We start from the raw sequence: 21,141 nt of genomic DNA on the forward strand, positions 1-21,141 counted from the left end.
CCTGAACCCGCCCCAGAGCGGCATTCTCGGCATGCACAAGACGATGGACCGCCCCGTCGCCGTGAAAGGACAGGTCGTCATCCGCCCGATGATGTATCTCGCCCTCAGCTACGACCACCGCGTCGTGGACGGCAAGGAGGCCGTGACATTCCTCGTCCGCGTGAAGGATTGCATCGAAAACCCGATGCGCCTTCTCCTCGGCACGTAGGCCCGGCCCGAAGTTCCTTTTCGCAACCCCGCCCGAGAGGGCGGGGTCCTTTATTTCCAGAAGACGGAGGTCCCGACTCCTGCGAAAATTTTGCGGATTATTCAGAGCCACACCGACTTCGATTTGCGTTATTCCTCGTAAATTACGGATGAAAACCCACCTCGTCTTTGCCGTAATGACGGCCCTCTTGCTGGCATTTGTGATCAGCCAGAGCGGCCAGAAAACGGTCACCTTCGACAACGTCGTCGGCATCGCCCAGGGCCTCAGCAGCGAGGATTACCAGGCCCCGCCGAAGATCGCCGCCCCCCTGCGGGCGCTGAACTACGACCAGACGCGCGACATCCGCTTCAAGGAGGACCAGACTCTCTGGCGCAAGGAGGGGCTGCCCTTCCAGGTCCGCTTCTTCTTTGCGGCCGGCGGTGGCGACGCGCACAGCCCGATGCCGGTGACGGTCTATCAGGTCAATCGCGACAGCGCCCGGCAGGTCCGCTTCTCGCCGGAGCAGTTCACCTTCGGCCCGCTGGTGAAACTTTCGCCGGAGGACGAGAAACTCGGCCAATATTCCGGCTTCCGGCTCTACTACCCGGTCAACAAGCCGGATGTGCTCGACGAAGCGCTCGTCTTCCAGGGCGCGAGCTATTTCCGTCCCCTCGCGAAATCCCAGCAATATGGCCTCTCCGCCCGCGGCATCACCATCGACTCGCTCGGCAAAGAGGATTTCCCGAACTTCACGCAGTTCTGGCTCGTGAAGCCCTCCGCCGGCGCCTCGGAAATGGTTCTCTACGCCCTGCTGGAGGGCCGCGACCTCACGGGCGCCTACGAGTTCCGCGTCGCGCCCGGCCCGGAGTCGAAGATTCACGTGCGCGCCGTGCTTTTCCCACGGCTCGTCAAAAAGAAAAACGGCGAGATCACCAAACGCACGATCAAGGAGATCGGCTACGCGCCGCTCACGAGCATGTATTGGTATGGCGAGAACACGAGCAACACCTTCGGCGGCTGGCGGCCGGAAGTGCACGACTCCGACGGTCTCCAGATGCAGCGCGGCAATGGCGAATGGATCTGGCATCCGCTGTCGTGGGCGAAACAGCGTCAGGTCAACGTTTTCTCGGACCAGAATCCCAAGGGATTTGGCCTCTTCCAGCGGGATCGCGACTTCACCCACTATCAGGACCTCGAGGCGAACTACCACCTTCGGCCGAGCGCCTGGGTGCAGCCCGACGGGGACTGGGGAGCGGGGTCCGTCGTCCTGATGCAAAACGCGACCAGCAACGAATTCGACGACAACGTCGTGGCCTACTGGCGGCCGGAAGGCGGCCTGACCGGTCGCACCGAGATCGCCTATGCCCTCACGGCCTTCACGAAAAACGGCAGCCTGCCGCCCCTTGGCGCCTGCATTTCCACCCGTATCGACTATCAGGACAAACCGAATTTCCGGAAAATCGTGCTCACGTTCTCCGGCGGCGATCTGAACAACCTCCCGGCCGACACCCGCCCCACGCCCGACATCTGGATCGACAAGACCGGCATCCTCTCCGACGTGCAGGTGCAGCAGATTCCCGGCACCAAGGACTGGCAGATTACCTTCGGCGTCACCGCTTCCGACGTCGGCAATCCCGTGGAAATGCTCTGCACGCTCCGTCGCGATGGCAAACCGCTCACCGAAACCTGGTCCTACACATGGGTGAAGTAAATCTCGACGCCTGGAACGCCGCCGCCCTGCGGCTGGAGGATTATCTGCGCGTGCACCGCGTGGAAGACCGCGAGCACCTGCTCGAACTCAACCTCGAGCTGCTCGAAGAAGCCCGCCGCCGCCATGCCGAGACGCCCTCGCGCACGCCACTCGATGTGACGATGCAGATCGCCACCACACGCATCGAGGCGTGGTTCGCCCGACTTGCGGATGACTCCTCCCCGCCGGATCCCCAGCTCGCCGCCCGCGGCCGCGCCGCGTGGTTCGCCAGCGGCCTGCATCGCAAATGGCCTTCCGCGTTTCTGGCCCCCAACCCACCCGCCGACCTTCTGGCCGCCGTCCGTTCCGCCTCGCTGCAGGCGGGGCCGGCGCTCGAGTTCTCCAGCCTCATCCGCACCGAAGTCGACTACGGCGCGATGGAAGACATCGCCGAGGAAACGTGGCAGCAATTCTCGTGGGCCCACGTCCTGCGGGCCTTCGTCATCTGGGTCATCATCTTTTTCGCCGCCTACGGCTGCTATCTCCAATTCTTTCAGCGATGAAATTCTCCCGTGCCGCCGATCTTCCCGCCGAGGCTGCTTCCCTGCGCCAGGCGCTCTTCCTCGCCACCGGCGGGGGCATCACCATTGCCGGTGCCTGGCTGCTCTTCGCGACCTATCGCCACGACGGTGTCACCTGGCTCGAGGGCGTGCTGCTCGCGCTCTTCATCGTGCTTTTCGGCCAAATCGCCTTCGGGTTCTCCATCGCGTTCTGGGGTTTTCTCATCCGCCTGCGTCGCGAACCCTACCAGATCATGCGCACGCTGGAGGACGCGGATCCCGCGACGCCCCCGGGCTCCACCGCGATCGTGATGCCGGTCTACAACGAGGATCCCGCCCGCATTTTCCGCGCGCTCGAGAACATGCTCCTCTCGTTGCGCGAGACCGGCCACGGCGACGCCTTCGACTTCTTCATCCTCAGCGACTCGAACCAGCCCGATAACTGGATCGACGAGGAATGCGCCTGGGTGAGCCTGTGCTCCCGACTCGAGGCCTACGGGCGCGTGTTTTACCGCAAGCGCCGCGTCTCGCTGAACGGAAAGAGCGGCAACATCGCCGACTTCTGCCGCCGCTGGGGCAGGCGCTACCGCTACATGGTCATTCTCGACGCCGACAGCGTGATGACCGGTTCCGCCTTCGTGCGCCTCGCCCGCGCGATGGATGCCAACCCGCAGGTCGGCCTCATCCAGACGCAGCCCGCCATCATCCGGGGCACCTCGGTCTACCAGCGCCTCGTCCAGTTCTCCACCCACACGCTCGGCCCGATCTTTGCTGCCGGCTCGAATTTCTGGCACCTCGCCGGCGCCAACTACTGGGGCCACAACGCCATCATCCGGCTCCAGCCATTCATGGAGCATTGCGTGCTGCCCGAGCTCCCGGGTCGCAGCGCCGCAGCCCGTCACATTCTCAGCCACGATACCGTCGAGGCCGCGCTCATGCAGCAGGCCGGCTATCAGGTGTGGTTCGCCTACGACGAGTCCGGCAGCTACGAGGAAGGGCCGCCGAACCTCACCGAGAGCCTCAAGCGCGACCGCCGCTGGTGCCAGGGCAATCTCCAGCACTTCTGGTTCCTCTTCGCGCCGCGCACGGGATTCACGAACCGGATCCACATCTTCTTCGGCCTCATGGCCTATCTGAGCGCGCCGTTGCTCGTCGTTTTCATCGCGCTGAACGCCATCGACTTCTACGGCAAGCAACAGCGAGCCCTGCTCTCCTCCCAACTCTCCCTCGCGAGCGAGACGTGGTGGACCAGCCTGCTCCTGCTCGGCCTCACGCTCATCCTTCTCTTCGCCTCGAAGTTCTTCGGACTTCTCTACACGCTTGTTCGCCGCAAGCTCTTCGGCGGCCTGGGCTCGGTGCTCGGCGGCAGTGTCATCGAAACGGTCGCGTCCGTGCTGCTCGCGCCAATCATGCTGTGGTATTACACGCAATTCGTCGTGCTGACCCTGCTCGGCGTGAAGGTCACGTGGAAAACGCAGAATCGGAGCGACTCCGCCATTCCCTTCGGACAGGCCGTGCGCGAATACGGCCTGCTCACTCTCGCCGGCATCGTCATCACCGCCGCGACCCTCCACTGGGCGCCCGTGCTCACCCTCTGGCTCTCACCGCTGCTCCTCGGCTGGCTGCTCGCCGTGCCCTTTGTCATGCTCACCAGCTCCGACCGCATCGGCCAGTGGCTGCGGCGGCGCCGTTTGCTGCTCATTCCCGAGGAAATCCATCCCCCCGCGATCCTCGCCAACCTCGACGAACCGCCCGAGGCTCTCATTCGTCCCCTCACCCTCGCGAATACCCCGCACTACGGCCTCCTCCAGGCGCTCCTCGCTCCCTTCGCGAACGCCGTCCACATCTCACTGCTCCGCCGCTCCCGCGTGCACGCGAAGCACAAGCAGGACTACCTCGACGCCCTCACCACCCGCCTGCTCACCGAAGGGCCCGACGTCCTTTCCCGGCGCGAAATGATGGCCCTGCTCTGGAGTTCGGAATCCCTCATCTCCCTCCACCGCCGCCTCTGGCAGGCGAGCGAGACGGAACTGCACCCGTGGTGGCGCTTCGCGATGCATCACTACAATGAGGCCCAGGCCGCGCGCCAGACGCCTTAGGCCTCAGCGGTCGTCGATCGCGTTATCCGTGCCCACGTATTGGGGCGAAACTGTATCGTAGCGTCCGTTCGAAGAAGCGGACCTTCCGGACGATCGCCTGGAAGATCGGGAATCCGAGCGATCCCCGCCGCCAAAAACGCGACTCCACCAGCTCCGCGCCTTGTGAGTCGCGGTATGCACCCCCGATTCGATGTGATCTCCGGTCGCGGCGACCACACTTCGAGCCCGGCGAGATTCCCGCTCCACACTCGAGCATCCGATCGCCCCTACCAACATCATCGACACGAAAATCACACGCCATCTCACACCGCTATTTCGCGGCAGAAGCTCCCCTTGGACGACTCAAAAACGCCTTCCATCCAAAGAACGTTCTGAACGTCAGGGAATACCCGCCGCGATAACGGCGCCCCGGGGGCGCCGGGACACCGTTATTCACCGCGAAGATCAGCCTCAGAGACTCGAACCCGCCGGCAGGCGCACGAGGCGCTGAACCGTCGGCGAGGAAAGGTTTCCAACGGTGTCCGACGCGTAAACGCGGACCTTGTTGGTGCCCAGTCGAAGCTTCACGCGGGCCTTCCATTTGTTGCGGCCCTTTGCCAGCTTGAGCGGGCCATTGTTCACTCGCACGAACACCTGGGTCACCTTGGTCAGGTCGTCTTTCGCGCTGCCCTTCACGAGGAAGCTCTGAGCGGTCGTCAATGCCGACCGCCCGCCGTCGATCTTCGGCACCGGCGGTTGATCGATCACCAGGCGAATCGACCATCCGCCCGCGATCACCCCCCCGTTGTTGTCCTGATCGTCATACACGTAAAGCGCCCACGCTCCGCTGGGCTTCAGGCCGTTGAAAATCGACAGGTTCGAACCCGCGGACGAAGGCGCCGGCGACGGGAAGAAATCCGCCGTGCTCTCGTAATTCGCCGGGCCGTAGGTGCCAGTCGCGATCTGGCTGCCGTTGGGAATTACCCCCGCGCCATCGGCAAAAGTCACATCCGCGCCGTTCACCGGCAGATTCGCGCCCGCGTCGGACATGAGGATGATCCCCGCGCCGTTCGGCCCCACCAGCATGATGTCGAGGTCGTCGGGATTCGTATGGGTCAGCCCCTTCAACGTCACGCTGATCGAGGCAATCTTGCCCTTCGGAAAGAGCGACGAGATGGAAGAAGGATACGGCGAGCCCTGCGCGCTCAGCCCGGTGGAGAGGACAATCGGACTCGTGTTCGAGAACTTGATCACCTCCGTCGCATGCAGCAACCCGCCACAAAAAAGGCCGGCAGCGCCGGCAATCACACCTCTCAGGATCCCACATCCCGAGCCAAAATTATTTTTTTTTGAATCCATCTGAAATCTACGCGCGAGTTTCCCAAACTTGCGGAATTCTTTTGAGCGATGGCGATATTGCGGATGGCGGTCCTTCGTCCGAGACTCGAATCGCATGTCGAACGAACTCGCCGCCGCCACGTCGCCCTATCTGCTCCAGCACGCGGACAACCCCGTGCACTGGCACGAGTGGAACGCGGCCGCCTTCGCCCGCGCGCAGGCCGAGAACAAACCCGTCTTCCTCTCGATCGGCTACTCGACCTGTCACTGGTGCCACGTGATGGCGCATGAATCGTTCGAGAATCCGGAGATCGCCGCCGTCCTCAACGAGTTCTACGTCAGCATCAAGGTCGACCGCGAAGAACGCCCCGACATCGACCGCCTCTACATGGCCTTCGTGCAGGCGACGACCGGCAGCGGCGGCTGGCCCATGAGCGTGTGGCTCACGCCGAAGGGCGAGCCGTTCTTCGGCGGCACCTACTTTCCGCCGACGGACCGCTACGGCCGGCCGGGATTCGCCACCGTCCTCGAGCGGATCGCCGAGCTCTGGGCCGCGGAACCGGATCGCATCCTCGCGCAGGGCGCCGACGTCATCGCCTCTCTCCGCGAAACCTCCACGCCGCCGTCCGCCAGCCTCGAACTCAACGCGGCCCCGCTCCTCGCCGGATTCGACGCGTTCGCGACAAACTACGATGCCGCCCGTGGCGGCTTCGGCGGCGGCCCGAAGTTTCCGCGTCCATCCGTCTTCAATTTCCTCCTCCGCCGGCCCGAGCCCGAGGCGCTCGAGATAACGCTCCACACCCTGCGCGCGATGGCCGCCGGCGGCATGCGGGATCACCTCGGCGGCGGCTTCCACCGCTACTCGGTCGACGGCGCGTGGCACGTCCCGCACTTCGAGAAAATGCTCTACGACCAGGCGCAGCTTGTCGGCTCGTATCTCGACGCCTGGCAGATCACCGGCGACGCCCATTTTGCCGTGCTCGTCCGCGAGACTCTCGGCTACGTCACGCGCGATCTCACCCACGCGCAGGGCGGCTTTTTCTCCGCCGAGGATGCCGACAGCCTGCTCGAGCATGGCCAGCCCGCGCACGCCGAGGGCGCGTTCTACGTCTGGTCTCACGATGAAATCGGGCGCCTTCTCGGCCCCGAACGCGCCGCGATTTTCGGTCAACGCTACGGCGTCGAGTCCGGCGGCAACGTCGATCCCGCCGCCGATCCGCATCACGAATTCACCGGCAAGAACATCCTCGTCGAGCGCGCCGCCGAGCCCGCGCTCGAGGCCGAACGCGCCATCCTTTTCGAGGCTCGGGCGAGGCGGCCCCGCCCGCATCTCGACGACAAGATTCTCACCGCCTGGAACGGTCTCATGATTTCCGCGTTCGCCCGCACTGGCGCCGCGATGGATGCGCCCGATTATCTCGCGATTGCCCGCCGCGCCGCGGAATTCGTCCGGGCGGAATTATTCGACCCGGCGACCGGCGAACTCCTCCGCACCTGGCGCGACGGCCGCGCGTCGATTCGCGCCTTCACCGAGGATTATGCGTTCCTCATCCAGGCCCTGCTCGATCTCTACGAGGCCGACCTCGATCCCGCGTGGTTCGAGTGGGCGCAAGAGCTCCAGGCGAAGCAGGATGCGCTCTTCTTCGACGAATCCACCGGCTCCTACCTCGGCAGCGCGGAGGGCGATCCGCTTGTGCCGCTGCGCCTGCGTGACGACTACGACGGCGCCGAGCCCTCGGCCAACGCCGTCGCCACGCGCAATCTTCTCCGCCTCGCGTGGATGACCCACGACGACGCCTTCACGGAACGGGCGCGCCGCATTCTCGCATCCTTCGAGACGATTCTTCATCGCATGCCTTCCGCCGTGCCGCAGATGCTCTGCGCGCTGGACATGTTCCTCACGCCGCCGCGTCAATTCGTGATCGCCGGTCCGGATCCTCAGGAGTTCCTGCGCGCGATCCATCGTCGCCACGAGCCAAATCGCGTCGTTGTTCGCGCCGGCCACACGCCGGCGACCGCCGCCATGCTCCCGGTGAAGGGCCGCGCCGCACTCTACGTTTGCGAGGATTTCGCCTGCCGCGCGCCAATCACCGATCCGACGGCAATCTAGGCCGTCAGCATGGCCGCGCCAAAGACGCCGGCACTGTCTCCGAGCGTGGGCTTGAGCAGCGCGGCCTCGAAGGTCGGCGCGAAAATGTGCGACGAAATTTTCGCCCGCGTCTCATCGGAATACAGCGCGTCGATGTTGCCCACACCGCCGCCAACCACGACGGCATGCGGGTCGAACGTGTCGATGATGATCGCCAGCGCGCGCGCGAAGGTATCCGTCATCCGCGTCATCGTCGCGATGGCGTGCGGATCGGTCCCCGCGAGCGCCCGCGCGACGACTTCCTTGAGCGGCCGAGGTTCCCCGGCCACGCCGGCGTAGTATCGCTCGAGCGCCGGGCCGCAGAGGATCGTCTCGATGATGCCGCGCGTGCCGTAGCCGGACATTTCGCCATCGGGCTCGATGACAATCTGTCCCCATTCGCCGGCGATGCCGTGGCAACCGTTGAGCACGTGCCCGTTCACGACGAATCCGCCGCCGCAGCCCGTGCCCATGATGATGCCGAAGACCGTCTCGTAGCCGCGCGCGGCGCCCATCGTGGCCTCCGCGAGCGCGAAGCAGTTCGCGTCGTTCGCGATCTCGATCTTCACGCCGAGCGCGCGCTGGAGGTCGTCGCGGAAGGGGCGCCCGTTCAGGCATTGGGTGTTCGAGCCGCGCTGGAGGCCACTTTTCGGGTCGCGCGTGCCGGGCGTGCCGATGCCGATCACGCCCGGAAACGTTCCCGGGTAATGCGCGCGCAGCTCGGCGAGCAGTTTGCCGACCTGGCCGATGATGTGGTCGTAGCCGCCGGCGGATTCGGTCGGCACGCGCGTGCGGAAGAGTGCGGACGAAGGATTCGTGGGATCGACGATTGCGCCTTCGATCTTGGTTCCTCCGAGGTCGATGCCGACGAGATGCATGTCAGTAGGACTTCGCGAAGACCACGCGCTGCTTGCTCGGCTCGCCCGTGAAGATGCACGTGCCCGACTCGGGGTTTTCCTCGAACGGGATGCAACGGATCGTAACCTTGAGATCCTCTTTGATCTTCGCCTCCGCCTCGGCGCTGCCGTTCCAATGCGCGAGCGCGAAGCCGCCGTGGATCTCCGGCTTGTTCGCGTTCTTGGCGGTGAAATACGCGTAGAACTCCTCCTTCGAATCGATGACCTTCGTCTGCGCGTCGCGGAAGGTGGTGGCCCGTTCGAGCAGGCTCGCCTGGATCTCGTCGAGGATCGTGCACACGCGGTTCACCGCCTCGAACTGCGGGAGAAATTCCTTCTGCTTCGGCGAATTGTCGCGGCGCGCAAGGGCGACGGTGCCGGACTCGATATCGCGCGGGCCAATCTCGATGCGAATCGGCGCGCCTTTCTTGATCCACTCCCAGCTCTTCACGCCGCCGCCGAGATCGCGTTCGTCGATTTCCACGCGCACGGGCTCGCCGTGATAGAACTGCGTGCGCAGGTCCGCGGCCAGCCTGTGTGCGGCCTCGAGCACCGCGGCGCGGGTCTCGGGCTTCGGCGTAATCGGGAGAATCACCACCTGCGAGGGCGCCACGCGCGGCGGGATGATCACGCCGTCGTCGTCGCCGTGCGCCATGATGAGCGTGCCGATGAGGCGGGTGCTTACGCCCCAACTCGTCGTCCACGCGTGTTGCACCTGGCCGTCGCGCCCCTGGAACTTGATGTCCGACGCCTTCGCGAAGTTCTGCCCGAGGAAGTGCGATGTGCCGGCCTGGATCGCCTTGCGGTCCTGCACCATCGCCTCGATGCAATACGTCCGCACCGCGCCCGGGAAACGCTCGCTCTCGCTCTTCTCGCCCGTGAGGACAGGAATCGCGAGGTAGTCGCGGGCGAAAGTCTCGTAAACACCGAGCATTCTCTCAGTCTCCTCCACGGCCTCGGCCTCGGTCTCGTGAGCGGTATGACCCTCCTGCCAGAGGAACTCCGCCGTGCGCAGGAACAGGCGCGGGCGCATCTCCCAGCGGACGACGTTCGCCCACTGGTTGATGAGAATCGGCAGGTCGCGGTAGCTGCTCACCCACTTCGCGTAGGTCGCGCCAATGATCGTCTCCGACGTCGGCCGCACGATGAGCGGCTCGGTGAGCGGGCCGGCGGGCACAAGCTTGCCCTCGGCCGTCTTCTCGAGGCGGTGATGCGTGACCACCGCGCACTCCGTCGCGAAGCCTTCCACATGGTCGGCCTCCTTCTGCAAATGCGAGAGCGGGATGAAGAGCGGGAAATACGCGTTCTTGTGGCCCGTGGCCTTGAACATGCCGTCAAGCACGGCCTGCATGCGCTCCCAGAGCGCGTAGCCCCATGGTTTGATGACCATGCAGCCACGCACCTCGGAGTTCTCGGCGAGGTCGGCGGCGCGGACGACCTGTTGATACCATTCGGGAAAATCCTCGGCGCGGCGCGGCGAGATGGCGGTTTTTTCGGACATACGGAAGCGGCCGATCTTGCTTACGCCGCCCTGCGGATACAAACGGAATCTGGCCGCCCCGGGCTGCGGGAGGTCACGGTGTTCACGGATTTCACCCTGCCGCCAGTGAGGAGGAACCTAGGCGGGGGAGAGACTCGTCAGGAAGCGCCGGAAAAAATCCACGCCGGCCTCGAGGTCGGCGACGGCGAGGAATTCATCCTTCGTGTGCGCCTGCTCGATCGATCCCGGGCCGACCGCGACCGCCGGAACGCTTCGCTCGGCGAAACTGGCCGCGTCGCAGAACCATGCCGCGGTCGTGCAGGTCGCGCCGACGCGTTCCAACGCCCGGATCATCGGATGCTCCGGCTCGGTGAACATCGGCGGCGCGCTCCAGCTCTCGATTTCAAGACCGGGACAAATCTCGCGCAGACGGGCAAGCGTCGTCTCGAGTTCCTGCCCCGGGACCGTGCGCATGTCGACCAGGAGTTCGCAATAATCCGGAACGACGTTGACCTTCGTGCCGCCGCGAATCGTGCCGGCGCTGATCGTGGGCGAACCGAGCACCGGATGCCGCCGCTTCGCCAGGCCCGGAGCGAGTTCGTCGCGGATGCAGCGCAGCACGTCGGCCATCTTGTAGAGCGCGTTGTCGCCGCGCTCGGGAGCGGAAGCGTGCACCGCGGTGCCCCGGGCGCGCAGCGTGTGCCAGGAGGATCCCTTGGTCGCGTGGACGACCTGCAACCCGGTCGGCTCGCCGACGATCACGAAGTCGAAGGTCTCCCGCGCAGCGAGATGCTGCGAACCGTGGAGACCGGCTTCCTCGCCCATCAGGCCGGCGAACCAGATTTCGTGCGACAGCCCGGGCAATTCATCGCGGCATTCCTTCAGCGCCCAGAGCATCGCGGCGATGGAGCCTTTCGTGTCGGACGCGCCGCGGCCCCAGATTTTCCCGTCCCAGAGCTCGCCCCCGAAAGGATCGATCGTCATTCCGCCCACGCTCACGGTATCCGTGTGCGGAGCGAGGAGCAGGCGAGGCTTGCCGGGGCGATCGGCGGGAAACCGCGCGACGACGTTGGGCCGCTCGGGCAGGATCTCGGGCAGCGTGACCTCCGCACCGAGTCCGCGCAGGAAATCGCCGATGGCGCGGGCGATCTCTTTTTCACCGAGGCCATCGGTGCCGGGCTCGCCATCCGGATTGACGCTCGGGATGCGGATCAGCTCCTGGAGCAGTTCGGTGGCGCTGGCGGGCATGGCCTTAGTTTCGCAAACTTCGATACCACGCGACGAACTTCGGGATGCCGTCGGCGATCCTGGTGTGCGGATCGTAGCCGAGCAGCCGGCGTGCCTTGGAAATATCGGCCGAGGTGAGCGGCATGTCGCCCTTCTGCTCGGGCAGTTGCTGGATGACCGCCTTCTTGCCGAGCGAGGCCTCGAGGGCGGCGATGAGCTCGTTGAGCGTGGTCGTCTCGCTCTCGCCGAGGTTGAAAATGTCGAACGCCTCCGCGCCACTCTCCGTGTAATCGACCGCGCCGAGCACGCCCTGCACGATGTCGTCGATGTAGGTGTAGTCGCGCCGCGTTTCCCCGGCGCCGAACTTCGGGATCGCCTGCCCGCGCTCGATCATGTCGGTGAACTTGTGGATCGCCAGATCCGGACGCTGCCCCGGCCCATAGACCGTGAAGAAGCGCAGGCAGACGACGCGCATGCCGTAGAGATTCGAGAAATTCCCGCAGATCTGTTCGCCGGCGAGTTTCGTCGCGGCGTAGGGGCTGAGCGTCTGCGGCAGGGGCAGGTCCTCTGAGAAGGGCACGACTTTCGAGAGGCCGTAAACGGAGGAGCTCGACGCGAAGACAAACCGCTTCGTTCCGGCGGCACGAGCGCCCTCGAGGAGGTTGTAGGTGCCGGTGATGTTCGTATCGATGTAGCCGCGGGGATTTTCGATCGAGGGCCGCACGCCGGCTCGCGCGGCGAGGTGGATGACGACGTCGAATTTCCCATCGGCAAGAGCACCCTGCACGGCGCCGAAGTCCTCGATATCGATCTCGAGAAGCCGCGCCCGCCCGTCAAAGCTGTCGACGTTCGCCCGCTTGATCGCCGGGGCATAGAAATCGGTGAAGTTATCGATCACCGCGACGTCGTGGCCGTCGTCGAGGAGACGACGAACGACGTGCGAACCGATAAACCCGGCTCCGCCGGTTACGACAATCTTCATCGCAGAACCCTATCGGGCGGAAAAAAATGCGGGCAAGGCTTTTTGGCGGGACGCCGCGCTCATGGCTGGATGGTCTCGACGCTGCCGACCGTGGGATGCGTGTGGATCATCTTCGAAAACCAGCTCGCGGACGGCTTGAAGACGCGGTCGTAGGTCTTCGGATCCATCGTCGAGAGGCCGAACGTCGCCTTGTAGCCGTAGTGCCACTCGTAATTGTCGGCGAGGGACCACGCGAAGTAGCCGCGCACGTCGTAGCCATCGCGGATGGCGCGACCGACGGCGGCGAGGTGCTCGCGCATGTATTTGATGCGCTTCTCGTCGTTCTTCGTGGCGATGCCGTTCTCGGTGATCATCATCGGCTTCCCGTAACGATTCGCGACGCGCCTGATTTCCTTGTAGAGACCGTTCGGATCGATGCGCCAGCCCATCATCGTGAAGTTCGGGCCATGGCGATAGGGCTCGGCCAGAAGCGAGATCGGCCCCGGAGCCTGTGAATAGTAGTAGTTGATGCCGAGGATATCACAGACGTCGTAGATGCGGTCGAGGTGATCGATGTTCTGGTGAATCATCGTGTTGTAGATGAGGCCATCGGGGTCGAGCGGGGCGCGTTCCCACCATGGCAGAGCCTCGACACACATCACCTTGGCGCTCGGCTTGATCTTCCTGATGCGGGCCGCGGCGTCACGGAACATGCCGGTGCTGGCGTCGATGGCCTTCCAGTAATGGCCGAAGGCGAAGTCCATGCCGGGCGGCCACACGCCGACGATGTAGGCCGTGGTGATCTGCCCGTTCGGCTCGTTCTGCGGCGCATAGAAGTTCGTGTAGGGCGCGGTGGCGCGCACCATTTTCTCGACGTAGGCATTCCAGCGCCAGCGGACGTCGGGATGCAGCCAGTTGGACTTGCCGGGCTTCTTGTGGTCGTAGAGCCAGTCGGGGAACGTGAAGTGCCAGAGGCAGATGACGGGCTCGATGCCGGCAGCCTTCAGACGGCGCGCCATCTCCACGTAACGTCGGATGACTTCTTCGTCATACACGCCGGGCTGCGGCTCGACGCGGCCCCATTCGATGCTGAAGCGGTAGTGGGTGACGCCGATTTTCCGGAGTGCAGCAAGGTCCTTGTCGAAGTGCGTCCACGTGTAGAGCGCGTTGCCCTTTTCCGGCGCCTTCTTCTGCGAGATGAGGACGTCCCAATCGGTCGAGAAGTCGTCCGTCGGTTTCAGGTCGGGATCCTCGTATTGGTAGCTCGCCGTGGAAATGCCCCACGCGAATTTTGCGGCGGGATTCGGCGTCGACCGCGGAGGCGGCGGCTGCGGGCCTTTACCGAGCGGACCCAGGGGATCGAGGGCGCTGCAGCCGGTGAGAAGAGCGCTGGCGGCGAAAAGAACGGCGAGGGCAGAGCGTTTCACGTGCCTTAGAAAGAATACCAGCCGTCGTTCAGTCCATCCCAATCGTCCCACTTCGAGCCCGACTGGCTGATGCCGCCGTCGACCGCGGCATCGGTCTCGAGTTTCTTCCAGGAGCGGAGGCGCACGTAGGCGGCGTATTCCCGCTTCGTGCCGGCGAAGATCCGGTTCTCGCTCTTCGGATCGACGTAGAGGAAATACGTGCGGCCGTGGCTGGAGACAGCGGTGACCTTGTTTGGCGGCAGCGTCTTGTAGAGGGCGATCTGTTTGGGTTTCGTCGCGGTGAACGGCCGGAAACCGGCCCGCGTGAGCAGGTTTTGCTTCGAGGTGTCGTTGGTGGCGCAACCCACGGCAAAGGTGAGAAGAAGGAGGGCTCCGAGAACTTTGATCGGGTTCATGACGATAGGCCGCGAGCAATAGACGCCCCGCATGGTCGCCGCAAGCCGCGGCTTGCCGCCCCGCACGCGACTGCGCATCATCCGCGTCGTGAAAACTTTCGCTCCCCTCGCCGCCTGCCTCGCCCTCGCCTTCCTCCTCACGGGTTGCCTCGCGACGCCGGTCGCAAATTCCGGCGGCCCGGGCTCCGTCACCGTGACGAACACGAATGTGAACGCGATCATCGACGCGGCGAACAACGTCTTCCCGAACTACGGCTACTCGGTCGGACCAGCGAGCTATCCGGACTCGGTGAGCTACGACAAACCCGCCGGCGCCTTCGGCAAGCTTCTCTACGGCAGCTATGGCGTCACGACGACCGTGCGCGTGAAGCTCGTCATGACGCCGCTTCCCGGCACGAACAATTTCCGGCTCGGCACGCGCGTGTCGCGGGTGAGCAACGCCGGCGAGGCGGGATTCGAAGACAGCCAGAAGATGCTCGGCCTGTGGTCCGGCGAATTCGGGCCGATCCTGCGCCAGATCAGTTCCCAGGCTGGCGGCGCCGGCCCGATGTAGGCCCGCCCGGCTTCCCGGCCCGAACCCGCCGTTTCCATAATGCCACTTCGTCTCTATTTCGCGCCGGCATTGGCCGTCCTCGCTGCGACCATCGCCCACGCTGCCGAGACGACCTGGGAGCCAAATATCTATCCCGAGAATCAGCTTTTCGCGTCATTCGTGGTGAGCACCGCGATGATCGACCTGCCCGAGGACGAGCAGCCTTCCTGGGGCGACCGGCATCTCGGCGACGAGCAGGGCGTGATCGGCGCGGAACTCGAGCACGTGCCCAAGGGCGCGAAGATCACCGTCGATGTCAAAAAAGGCCCCTTCATCGAAGGCGGGCGCATCACCGTCACGGCGCCGAAGGGCGGCGACTGGCTTGTGCATCCGAAGGTCGCCTACGATTTCGACGCACTCACGAAGGTCCACCAGCCCCGCCCGATCAACATCACGATGGAAGTCAGCGTGAACGGCGTTTCTCTCGGCGAGCGCACCGAGACCGTCATCCTGCGCTCGATCAACGACTGCCTCTTCTCCGTCGACGAAGGCGACGACGTCGTCAGCGACTACGGATTTCTCTTCGCCGCCTACGTGAACGAAAACCATCCGTGGGTCGATCGCATCCTCCGCGAGGCGCTGGAGAGCGGCATCGTCGATAGCTTCGACGGCTACCAGAGCGAGGATCCCGATCAGGTGCTTCGCCAGATGTATGCCATCTGGGACGTCATGCAGCGCCGCGGCATGAAATACAGCAGCATCACCGAGACCGCATCGGAATCCGACACCGTGCTCAGCCAGCACGTCCGGCTCTTCGACGACGCCATCCGCGCGAAGCAGGCGAACTGCGTCGACGGCACCGTCCTGCTCGCCGCCATCCTCCGCAAGATCGGGCTCCACCCGTATCTGGCCACCGTGCCCGGTCACATGTTCCTCGCGGTCGATCTCGACGAGGAAGGCAACGAAACCGTCGGGCTCGAGACCACGATGATGGGCGACACCACCAGCGAGGCCGACGAGGAATCCCCCGTCATTTCCGATGCCCTCGTCGCCGAAGAAAAGAAACGCCCCTCGTGGAGCAGCTTCCAGAACGCCGTGGACTACGCGACCGCCGAGCTCGAGAAGGACCTCAAGAAATTCAATTCCGAGGACGAGACCGACTACCAGCTCACCGACATCGCCCTCGCTCGCCGCCATGGCATTCTGCCGATCACGTCTCCCGAGGACGGCAAGGATATCGACTGATCCTCACACCTCGGCCGCCCGCGATTGAGCCGCCGCGCATTCGCCGCTAGCTTCGTGGAATGACGCCCCGCTCGACCGCCGGCAGCGCCACCCGCTTCGCGCTGGTGGTCACCGCCTGCGTGCTCGCGCTCATTCTCGCGGCTGGCTGGGTCGTGCAGCAAAAGATCGATCGCACGAAGGCCACCGCCTTCGAGATCGCCGACCGCGTCGCGAACGCCCTGCAAGTCCGGCCAAAGGTGGTCGTCCATCATCGCACGATCGTCGAGCAGCAAAGCGACGTGCTGAAGCTCGTCACCCTCGAGAAAACCCTCACCGAGCGGCAACGCCTCGATGAATCCTGGCTCCACAGCACGAAGACCTTCGAGATCGAGGCCGACTTCGTCATCCGCGCCGGTTTCGATCTCTCGAAGCCCTTCGTCATCGAGGTCGATTCCAGCCGCGCCGTGCGCGCGACTCTCCCTCCCGCGGAAATTCTCGCCACGGAGATGCACGATGTCCGCATTCTCCGCGACGAGGACGGTCTTTGGAACCGGCTTACCGCCGCGGACCGCGAACAGGCCATCCGCGAGCTGCGCCTGCGAATCTCGCTCCGCGCCCGGGAATCCGACCTTCGCGAACAGGCCCGCACGAACGCCGAAAAACGCCTCACCGAGCTGCTTGCCCGGGACGGTCGCACGGTGACGTTCACGCCGTCGCTTTCCGCCTCCAGCGGCGTTCGCGAGTAGGCGTCTCCTCATCCCGAACTGTCGGAATCCGCTCGTTCCGCCCGGGCAGAACGTCCCCGGTTTTTCTCGGCCTTTCCGTGCCCCAATTCTCCCAAGCTCTGCCGAAAATTGCCTCCACATTCCCGTAGATATTCCTATTTTCACCCTTTTATTGACACGAGTTCATTCTTTTTACTACTTTATCCCCATGAGCGCGAGGCGTCCCGCAAGACCGCCCATGGCACGGCTGAGATTTCCCCTCTTCGGATCTCGGCAGGCACGCTCTCAGTCCCTTTCTGCGTCACGTCGACGCGGATTCGCGGAGCCCCTCGGCCCCGCAACCAACCAACCCAACAAGAAGGCATCGTCATGAAATCGATCGTCACCCTTAGCGTAGCAATCCTGCTGTCGGCCATCACCCTAGCCTCCGCAGCCACCGTGACTTACACCTCCGGAACGCTAAATTTGAACCTGACCGCCCAGGCCATCAGCCCGGCAATCAGTGTTTTGGGCACGTATTCGAATTCGGACACCGAGAGCGTGAATTTTACGCTTCAACAGTTCGACAGCAGCTTGGGAACTCTTCAATCAGTGCAATTTGTCACCGATTTTGCAGGCTCCATGACGTCCGCGACTTTTGATGTCTCGCCCACAGTCCCTCTTGTTTCGGCTAATCTCATTACCGCCGTCAGCTTGGATCGCTCGCTTTCCTTAAGCGTGAACAACGCTGCTTTCACCAATCCGGTCGGAATGGGAACCGCCAATGCCTCCGGCACCGTCCTCGCCTCGGTTCTCGGTGTCAACCTATCAGGGAACACCGGGACTGACGGATCCCTCACCGGAAGCAGCCGCAATGCCGTCCAAGGCTATACAACTTCCTCATTCGGCACGATCAGCCAGCTCAATGCTGTGTCGGGGCTCGGGACTTATTCCCTCACCCTTTCCGGGACCGACCTCTACAGTTTCACGGCCACGGCAACCGCTGGCACGACCACATGGGGAGGCACCACAGGCTATTCTGGAACGGTGAGTGTGATTTACACCTACGCCGCCGTGCCGGAGCCCGGCACTACCACGCTTCTCGTGAGCGCCGGCCTCGGCCTGCTTGTTCTCCTCCGTCGCCGTCACGTCGCGATTTAATTTTCACGTCCGCAGTATCGACCAACCGGCTTTCACCCGCTACAAAACCCGCGGGTTATGGAGTCGGCGGAAATGCGGCGCGTCGTCGAAGACGCGGAACGGGACAAGAACTGGAAACGGTGGGGACCTTACCTTTCCGAACGCCAGTGGGGGACCGTGCGCGAGGATTATTCCGGCAACGGCAACGCCTGGGCCAGCTTCCCGCACGATCATGCCCGCAGTCGGACGTATCGCTGGGGCGAGGACGGCCTGCTCGGCTGGACCGATCGCCAGTCCCGCCTCTGCTTCGCCGTCGCCCTCTGGAACGGCAAGGATCCCATTCTCAAGGAGCGCCTTTTCGGCCTGACGAATAACCAGGGCAACCACGGCGAGGACGTCAAGGAGTGCTACTACTACCTCGACGCCACGCCGACGGCCTCCTACGCCAAGGCCCTCTACAAATACCCCCAGACCGCCTTCCCCTACGACGCGCTCGTCGCCGAGAATGCAAAACGCGGCCGCGACGCCCTGGAATACGAGCTCGAAGATACCGGCATCTTCGACGAGAGCCGCTACTTCGACGTCTTCATCGAATACATCAAGGCCGGCCCCGACGACACCTACATCCAGCTCACGATCGCAAACCGCGGGCCCGAGGCCGCCACGCTCGACGTGCTGCCGACGCTCTGGTTCCGCAACACCTGGAGCTGGGGCTGCAAGCACGAGGGCTGCACGCTGAAGCCCCGCATGTGGAAGACCAGCGCGCGCCGCGTGGCCACCACTCACGAGACGCTTCACGACTTCGAGTGGCTCGTCGCCCGCAAGCCCGACGCCTGGCTTTTCACCGACAACGAGACGAATACCGACCGCCTCTACAAGCAGCCCAACGCCTCCCCGTGGGTGAAGGATGCCTTCCATCGCCACATCGTCGACGGCGAGGAGGGCGCAGTGAACCCGAACTTCCGCGGCACGAAGACCGCCGCCCACTACCACCTCGAGATTCCCGCCGGCGGCGAGGCCAGGCTCCAGCTCCAGATTCGCGCCCGCACGGGCGACCTCGGCGAATTCGACCCCGAGCGGTTCGAGAGCGTTTACAAGAAACGCCTTCAGGACGCCGACGACTTCTACGCGGACCTCATTCCCGCGAACGTCAACGCCGAGCAATACCGCGTCGCCCGCCAGGCCTACGCCGGCCTCGTCTGGACCAAGCAATTCTACCACTACGTCATCGCCGACTGGATCGATGGCGACCCCTACGAACTTCCGCCGCCACCCGGCCGGGAATGGATTCGCAACGGCCAGTGGCGCCATCTCTTCGCGAAGGACGTCCTCTCGATGCCCGACAAATGGGAGTATCCGTGGTTTGCCGCCTGGGATCTCGCCTTCCACATGGTGCCCTTCGCCCGGCTCGATCCCGTCTTCGCAAAACAACAGCTCACCGTGCTGTTGCGGGAGTGGTATATGCACCCGAACGGCCAGCTCCCCGCCTACGAATGGGAGTTCGGCGACGTGAATCCGCCGGTGCACGCGTGGGCCGCGTGGCGCGTCTACAAGATTGCGGATGCACGCGGTTTCCGCGACCGCGAATTCCTCGAGAGCACGTTCCAGAAGCTGCTCATCAACTTCACCTGGTGGGTGAACCGCAAGGACGAGCACGGGCAGAATCTCTTCGCCGGCGGATTCCTCGGCCTCGACAACATCGGCGTCTTCGACCGTTCGCGCCCGCTCCCCGGGGGCGGCCAGCTGCATCAGGCCGATGGCACGGCCTGGATGGGCTTCTACTGCGTCACCATGCTCGCGATGGCCCTCGAGCTCGCGAAGGAAAACGCCGTCTATCAGGATATGGCCTCGAAGTTCTTCGAGCATTTCATCGCCATCGCCGACGCGCTGAATCACTTCGACGGCACCGGGCTCTGGAACGAGGACGACGGCTTCTACTACGATCACCTCCGTATGGGCGGCGTCCGCCACGTGCTGAAGACTCGCTCGATGGTCGGCCTCATCCCGATGCTGGCGGTGGAAATTCTCGACCTCGACGAGGTCGCGAAGCTCACCGGTTTCGGCCGGCGCATGGAGTGGTTCCTGCTCAACCGGCCCGACCTCGCGCGCCACATGTCGTGGTGCGATCGCTCGAGCAGCAAAAAAATCTCGCTGCTTGCGCTGCCTTCCCGCGAGCGACTCGAGCGCATTCTCATCCGCCTCGTCGACGAAGCGGAGTTCCTCTCGCCACACGGCATTCGCTCGCTCTCCGCCGCGCACGCGAAGGCCCCATTCACGTTCGAGGTCAACGGAGAGAAACTCAGCGTTCCCTATACCCCCGGGGAATCCACCTCCGGAATGTTTGGCGGAAATTCGAACTGGCGCGGTCCGGTCTGGTTCCCGATCAACTATCTCATCATCGAGGCCCTCGAGCGCTACCACCGCTACTACGGCGCGGATTTCAAGGTCGAGTGCCCCCGCGGCTCCGGCATTTTCCTGAATCTCAGCGAGGTCGCGGACTTCCTGTCCTGCCGCCTCACCTCGCTCTTCACGCCCGACGCCACCGGCTCCCGTCCCTGCCACGGCGGGGACAGGCGCTACCGGGACGATCCCCATTGGAAGGACCTCGTCCTCTTCCACGAATACTTCCACGGCGACACCGGCCGCGGCCTCGGCGCGACGCACCAGACCGGATGGACCGCCCTCGTCACGCGCTGCATCGAAGACCTCGCCCAGGCCGATGCCAAAACCCGCGCGGCCGTGAAAGCATGAGGATTCACGTTCTCCAGCACGACGTCACCGAAGGGCCCGGCATCATCGGTGACTGGGCCGCCGGACAAGGCCACGTCCTCTCGACCACGCATCTCTACCAGGGAGATGCCCTGCCCGATCCCGGCTCGTTCGACGCCCTTCTCGTGATGGGCGGACCGATGAACATCTACCAGGATCGCGCCCATCCCTGGCTGCGCGCCGAGCGCGCATTCATCCGCGCCCACGTTGCCTGCGGCCGCCCCGCCCTCGGCATCTGCCTCGGTTCGCAATTCCTCGCCGATGCCCTCGGCGGCCGCGTCGTCCAGAATCCGCTCGTCGAGATCGGCTGGTTCCCCGTGGACTTCACCGCCGAGGCCCGCGCGCAATTCGCCAACCTGCCGGCCTCGCTCGAAGTCCTCCACTGGCACGGCGACACGTTTGAAC

Annotated in this window: 18 protein-coding genes; 11 read left to right on the forward strand and 7 right to left on the reverse strand. The window is 64.3% G+C overall.

The genetic code is table 11. From position 1 onward, the window contains the following. The 4 genes from VIM61_04795 to mdoH all read left to right on the forward strand — a co-directional run. The coding region (locus VIM61_04795) for a 2-oxo acid dehydrogenase subunit E2 (GenBank protein ID HEY8899707.1) at positions 1–208 on the forward strand (208 nt) is incomplete at its 5' end. A 148-nt stretch (positions 209–356) separates the two neighbouring features. Further along, the gene (locus VIM61_04800; GenBank protein HEY8899708.1) at positions 357–1,898 is read left to right on the forward strand and encodes a glucan biosynthesis protein G; all 1,542 of its coding nucleotides are present in this window, start codon (positions 357–359) and stop codon (positions 1,896–1,898) included. Further along, positions 1,886–2,440: a hypothetical protein gene (locus tag VIM61_04805; protein ID HEY8899709.1), complete on the forward strand. Its 555-nt coding sequence runs from the start codon at positions 1,886–1,888 to the stop codon at positions 2,438–2,440. The genes VIM61_04800 and VIM61_04805 overlap by 13 nt, the downstream gene beginning before the upstream one ends. Then, positions 2,437–4,536: a glucans biosynthesis glucosyltransferase MdoH gene (gene mdoH, locus VIM61_04810; protein HEY8899710.1), complete on the forward strand. Its 2,100-nt coding sequence runs from the start codon at positions 2,437–2,439 to the stop codon at positions 4,534–4,536. The genes VIM61_04805 and mdoH overlap by 4 nt, the downstream gene beginning before the upstream one ends. 450 nt (positions 4,537–4,986) lie before the next feature. Here mdoH and VIM61_04815 read toward each other — a convergent pair whose 3' ends face one another. Further along, a complete protein-coding gene (locus VIM61_04815) occupies positions 4,987–5,823 on the reverse strand; it encodes a hypothetical protein (GenBank protein HEY8899711.1) in 837 nt (278 codons plus the stop codon). Between the two features lie 145 nt (positions 5,824–5,968). Between VIM61_04815 and VIM61_04820 the strand changes: the two genes are divergently transcribed. Beyond that, positions 5,969–7,963, forward strand: a complete 1,995-nt coding sequence (locus VIM61_04820) for a thioredoxin domain-containing protein (protein HEY8899712.1) — start codon at positions 5,969–5,971, stop codon at positions 7,961–7,963. Here VIM61_04820 and VIM61_04825 read toward each other — a convergent pair. From VIM61_04825 to VIM61_04850, 6 genes are all read right to left on the reverse strand, one after another. Then, positions 7,960–8,859: an ROK family protein gene (locus tag VIM61_04825; protein HEY8899713.1), complete on the reverse strand. Its 900-nt coding sequence runs from the start codon at positions 8,857–8,859 to the stop codon at positions 7,960–7,962. The two genes, VIM61_04820 and VIM61_04825, sit on opposite strands and share 4 nt — an antisense overlap. Position 8,860: 1 nt before the next feature. Further along, positions 8,861–10,378 (reverse strand): proline--tRNA ligase, encoded by a 1,518-nt coding sequence (proS, locus tag VIM61_04830; GenBank protein HEY8899714.1) that lies wholly within the window; start codon positions 10,376–10,378, stop codon positions 8,861–8,863. A 117-nt stretch (positions 10,379–10,495) separates the two neighbouring features. Continuing rightward, positions 10,496–11,605 (reverse strand): M20 family metallopeptidase, encoded by a 1,110-nt coding sequence (locus VIM61_04835; protein HEY8899715.1) that lies wholly within the window; start codon positions 11,603–11,605, stop codon positions 10,496–10,498. A gap of 4 nt (positions 11,606–11,609) precedes the next feature. Next, positions 11,610–12,566 carry an NAD-dependent epimerase/dehydratase family protein gene (locus VIM61_04840; GenBank protein HEY8899716.1) on the reverse strand — a complete coding sequence of 319 codons (957 nt, stop codon included), beginning with the start codon at positions 12,564–12,566 and terminating at the stop codon, positions 11,610–11,612. Positions 12,567–12,625: 59 nt separating this feature from the next. Further along, positions 12,626–13,972, reverse strand: coding sequence for a family 1 glycosylhydrolase (locus tag VIM61_04845; protein HEY8899717.1), 1,347 nt, complete (start codon positions 13,970–13,972; stop codon positions 12,626–12,628). Between the two features lie 5 nt (positions 13,973–13,977). Continuing rightward, a complete protein-coding gene (locus tag VIM61_04850; protein ID HEY8899718.1) occupies positions 13,978–14,448 on the reverse strand; it encodes a hypothetical protein in 471 nt (156 codons plus the stop codon). A 7-nt stretch (positions 14,449–14,455) separates the two neighbouring features. Here VIM61_04850 and VIM61_04855 point away from each other — a divergent pair, with 7 nt between their 5' ends. The 6 genes from VIM61_04855 to VIM61_04880 all read left to right on the forward strand — a co-directional run. Beyond that, a complete protein-coding gene (locus VIM61_04855) occupies positions 14,456–14,920 on the forward strand; it encodes a hypothetical protein (protein ID HEY8899719.1) in 465 nt (154 codons plus the stop codon). A gap of 39 nt (positions 14,921–14,959) precedes the next feature. Then, a complete protein-coding gene (locus VIM61_04860; protein ID HEY8899720.1) occupies positions 14,960–16,144 on the forward strand; it encodes a hypothetical protein in 1,185 nt (394 codons plus the stop codon). 59 nt (positions 16,145–16,203) lie between these two features. Beyond that, entirely contained in the window at positions 16,204–16,869 is a 666-nt protein-coding gene (locus VIM61_04865) for a DUF4230 domain-containing protein (protein HEY8899721.1), read from the forward strand. Positions 16,870–17,217: 348 nt separating this feature from the next. After that, the gene (locus VIM61_04870) at positions 17,218–17,988 is read left to right on the forward strand and encodes a choice-of-anchor E domain-containing protein (protein ID HEY8899722.1); all 771 of its coding nucleotides are present in this window, start codon (positions 17,218–17,220) and stop codon (positions 17,986–17,988) included. A gap of 57 nt (positions 17,989–18,045) precedes the next feature. Then, complete coding sequence (locus VIM61_04875) at positions 18,046–20,718, forward strand: hypothetical protein (GenBank protein HEY8899723.1); 2,673 nt, start codon at positions 18,046–18,048, stop codon at positions 20,716–20,718. Then, positions 20,715–21,141, forward strand: a 427-nt coding sequence (locus tag VIM61_04880; GenBank protein HEY8899724.1) for a type 1 glutamine amidotransferase, incomplete at its 3' end; no start/stop codon positions are given. The genes VIM61_04875 and VIM61_04880, both read left to right, overlap by 4 nt.

Source organism: Chthoniobacterales bacterium (assembly GCA_036569045.1).
In the GTDB taxonomy this organism is placed as follows: Bacteria; Verrucomicrobiota; Verrucomicrobiia; order Chthoniobacterales; family JAATET01; genus JAATET01.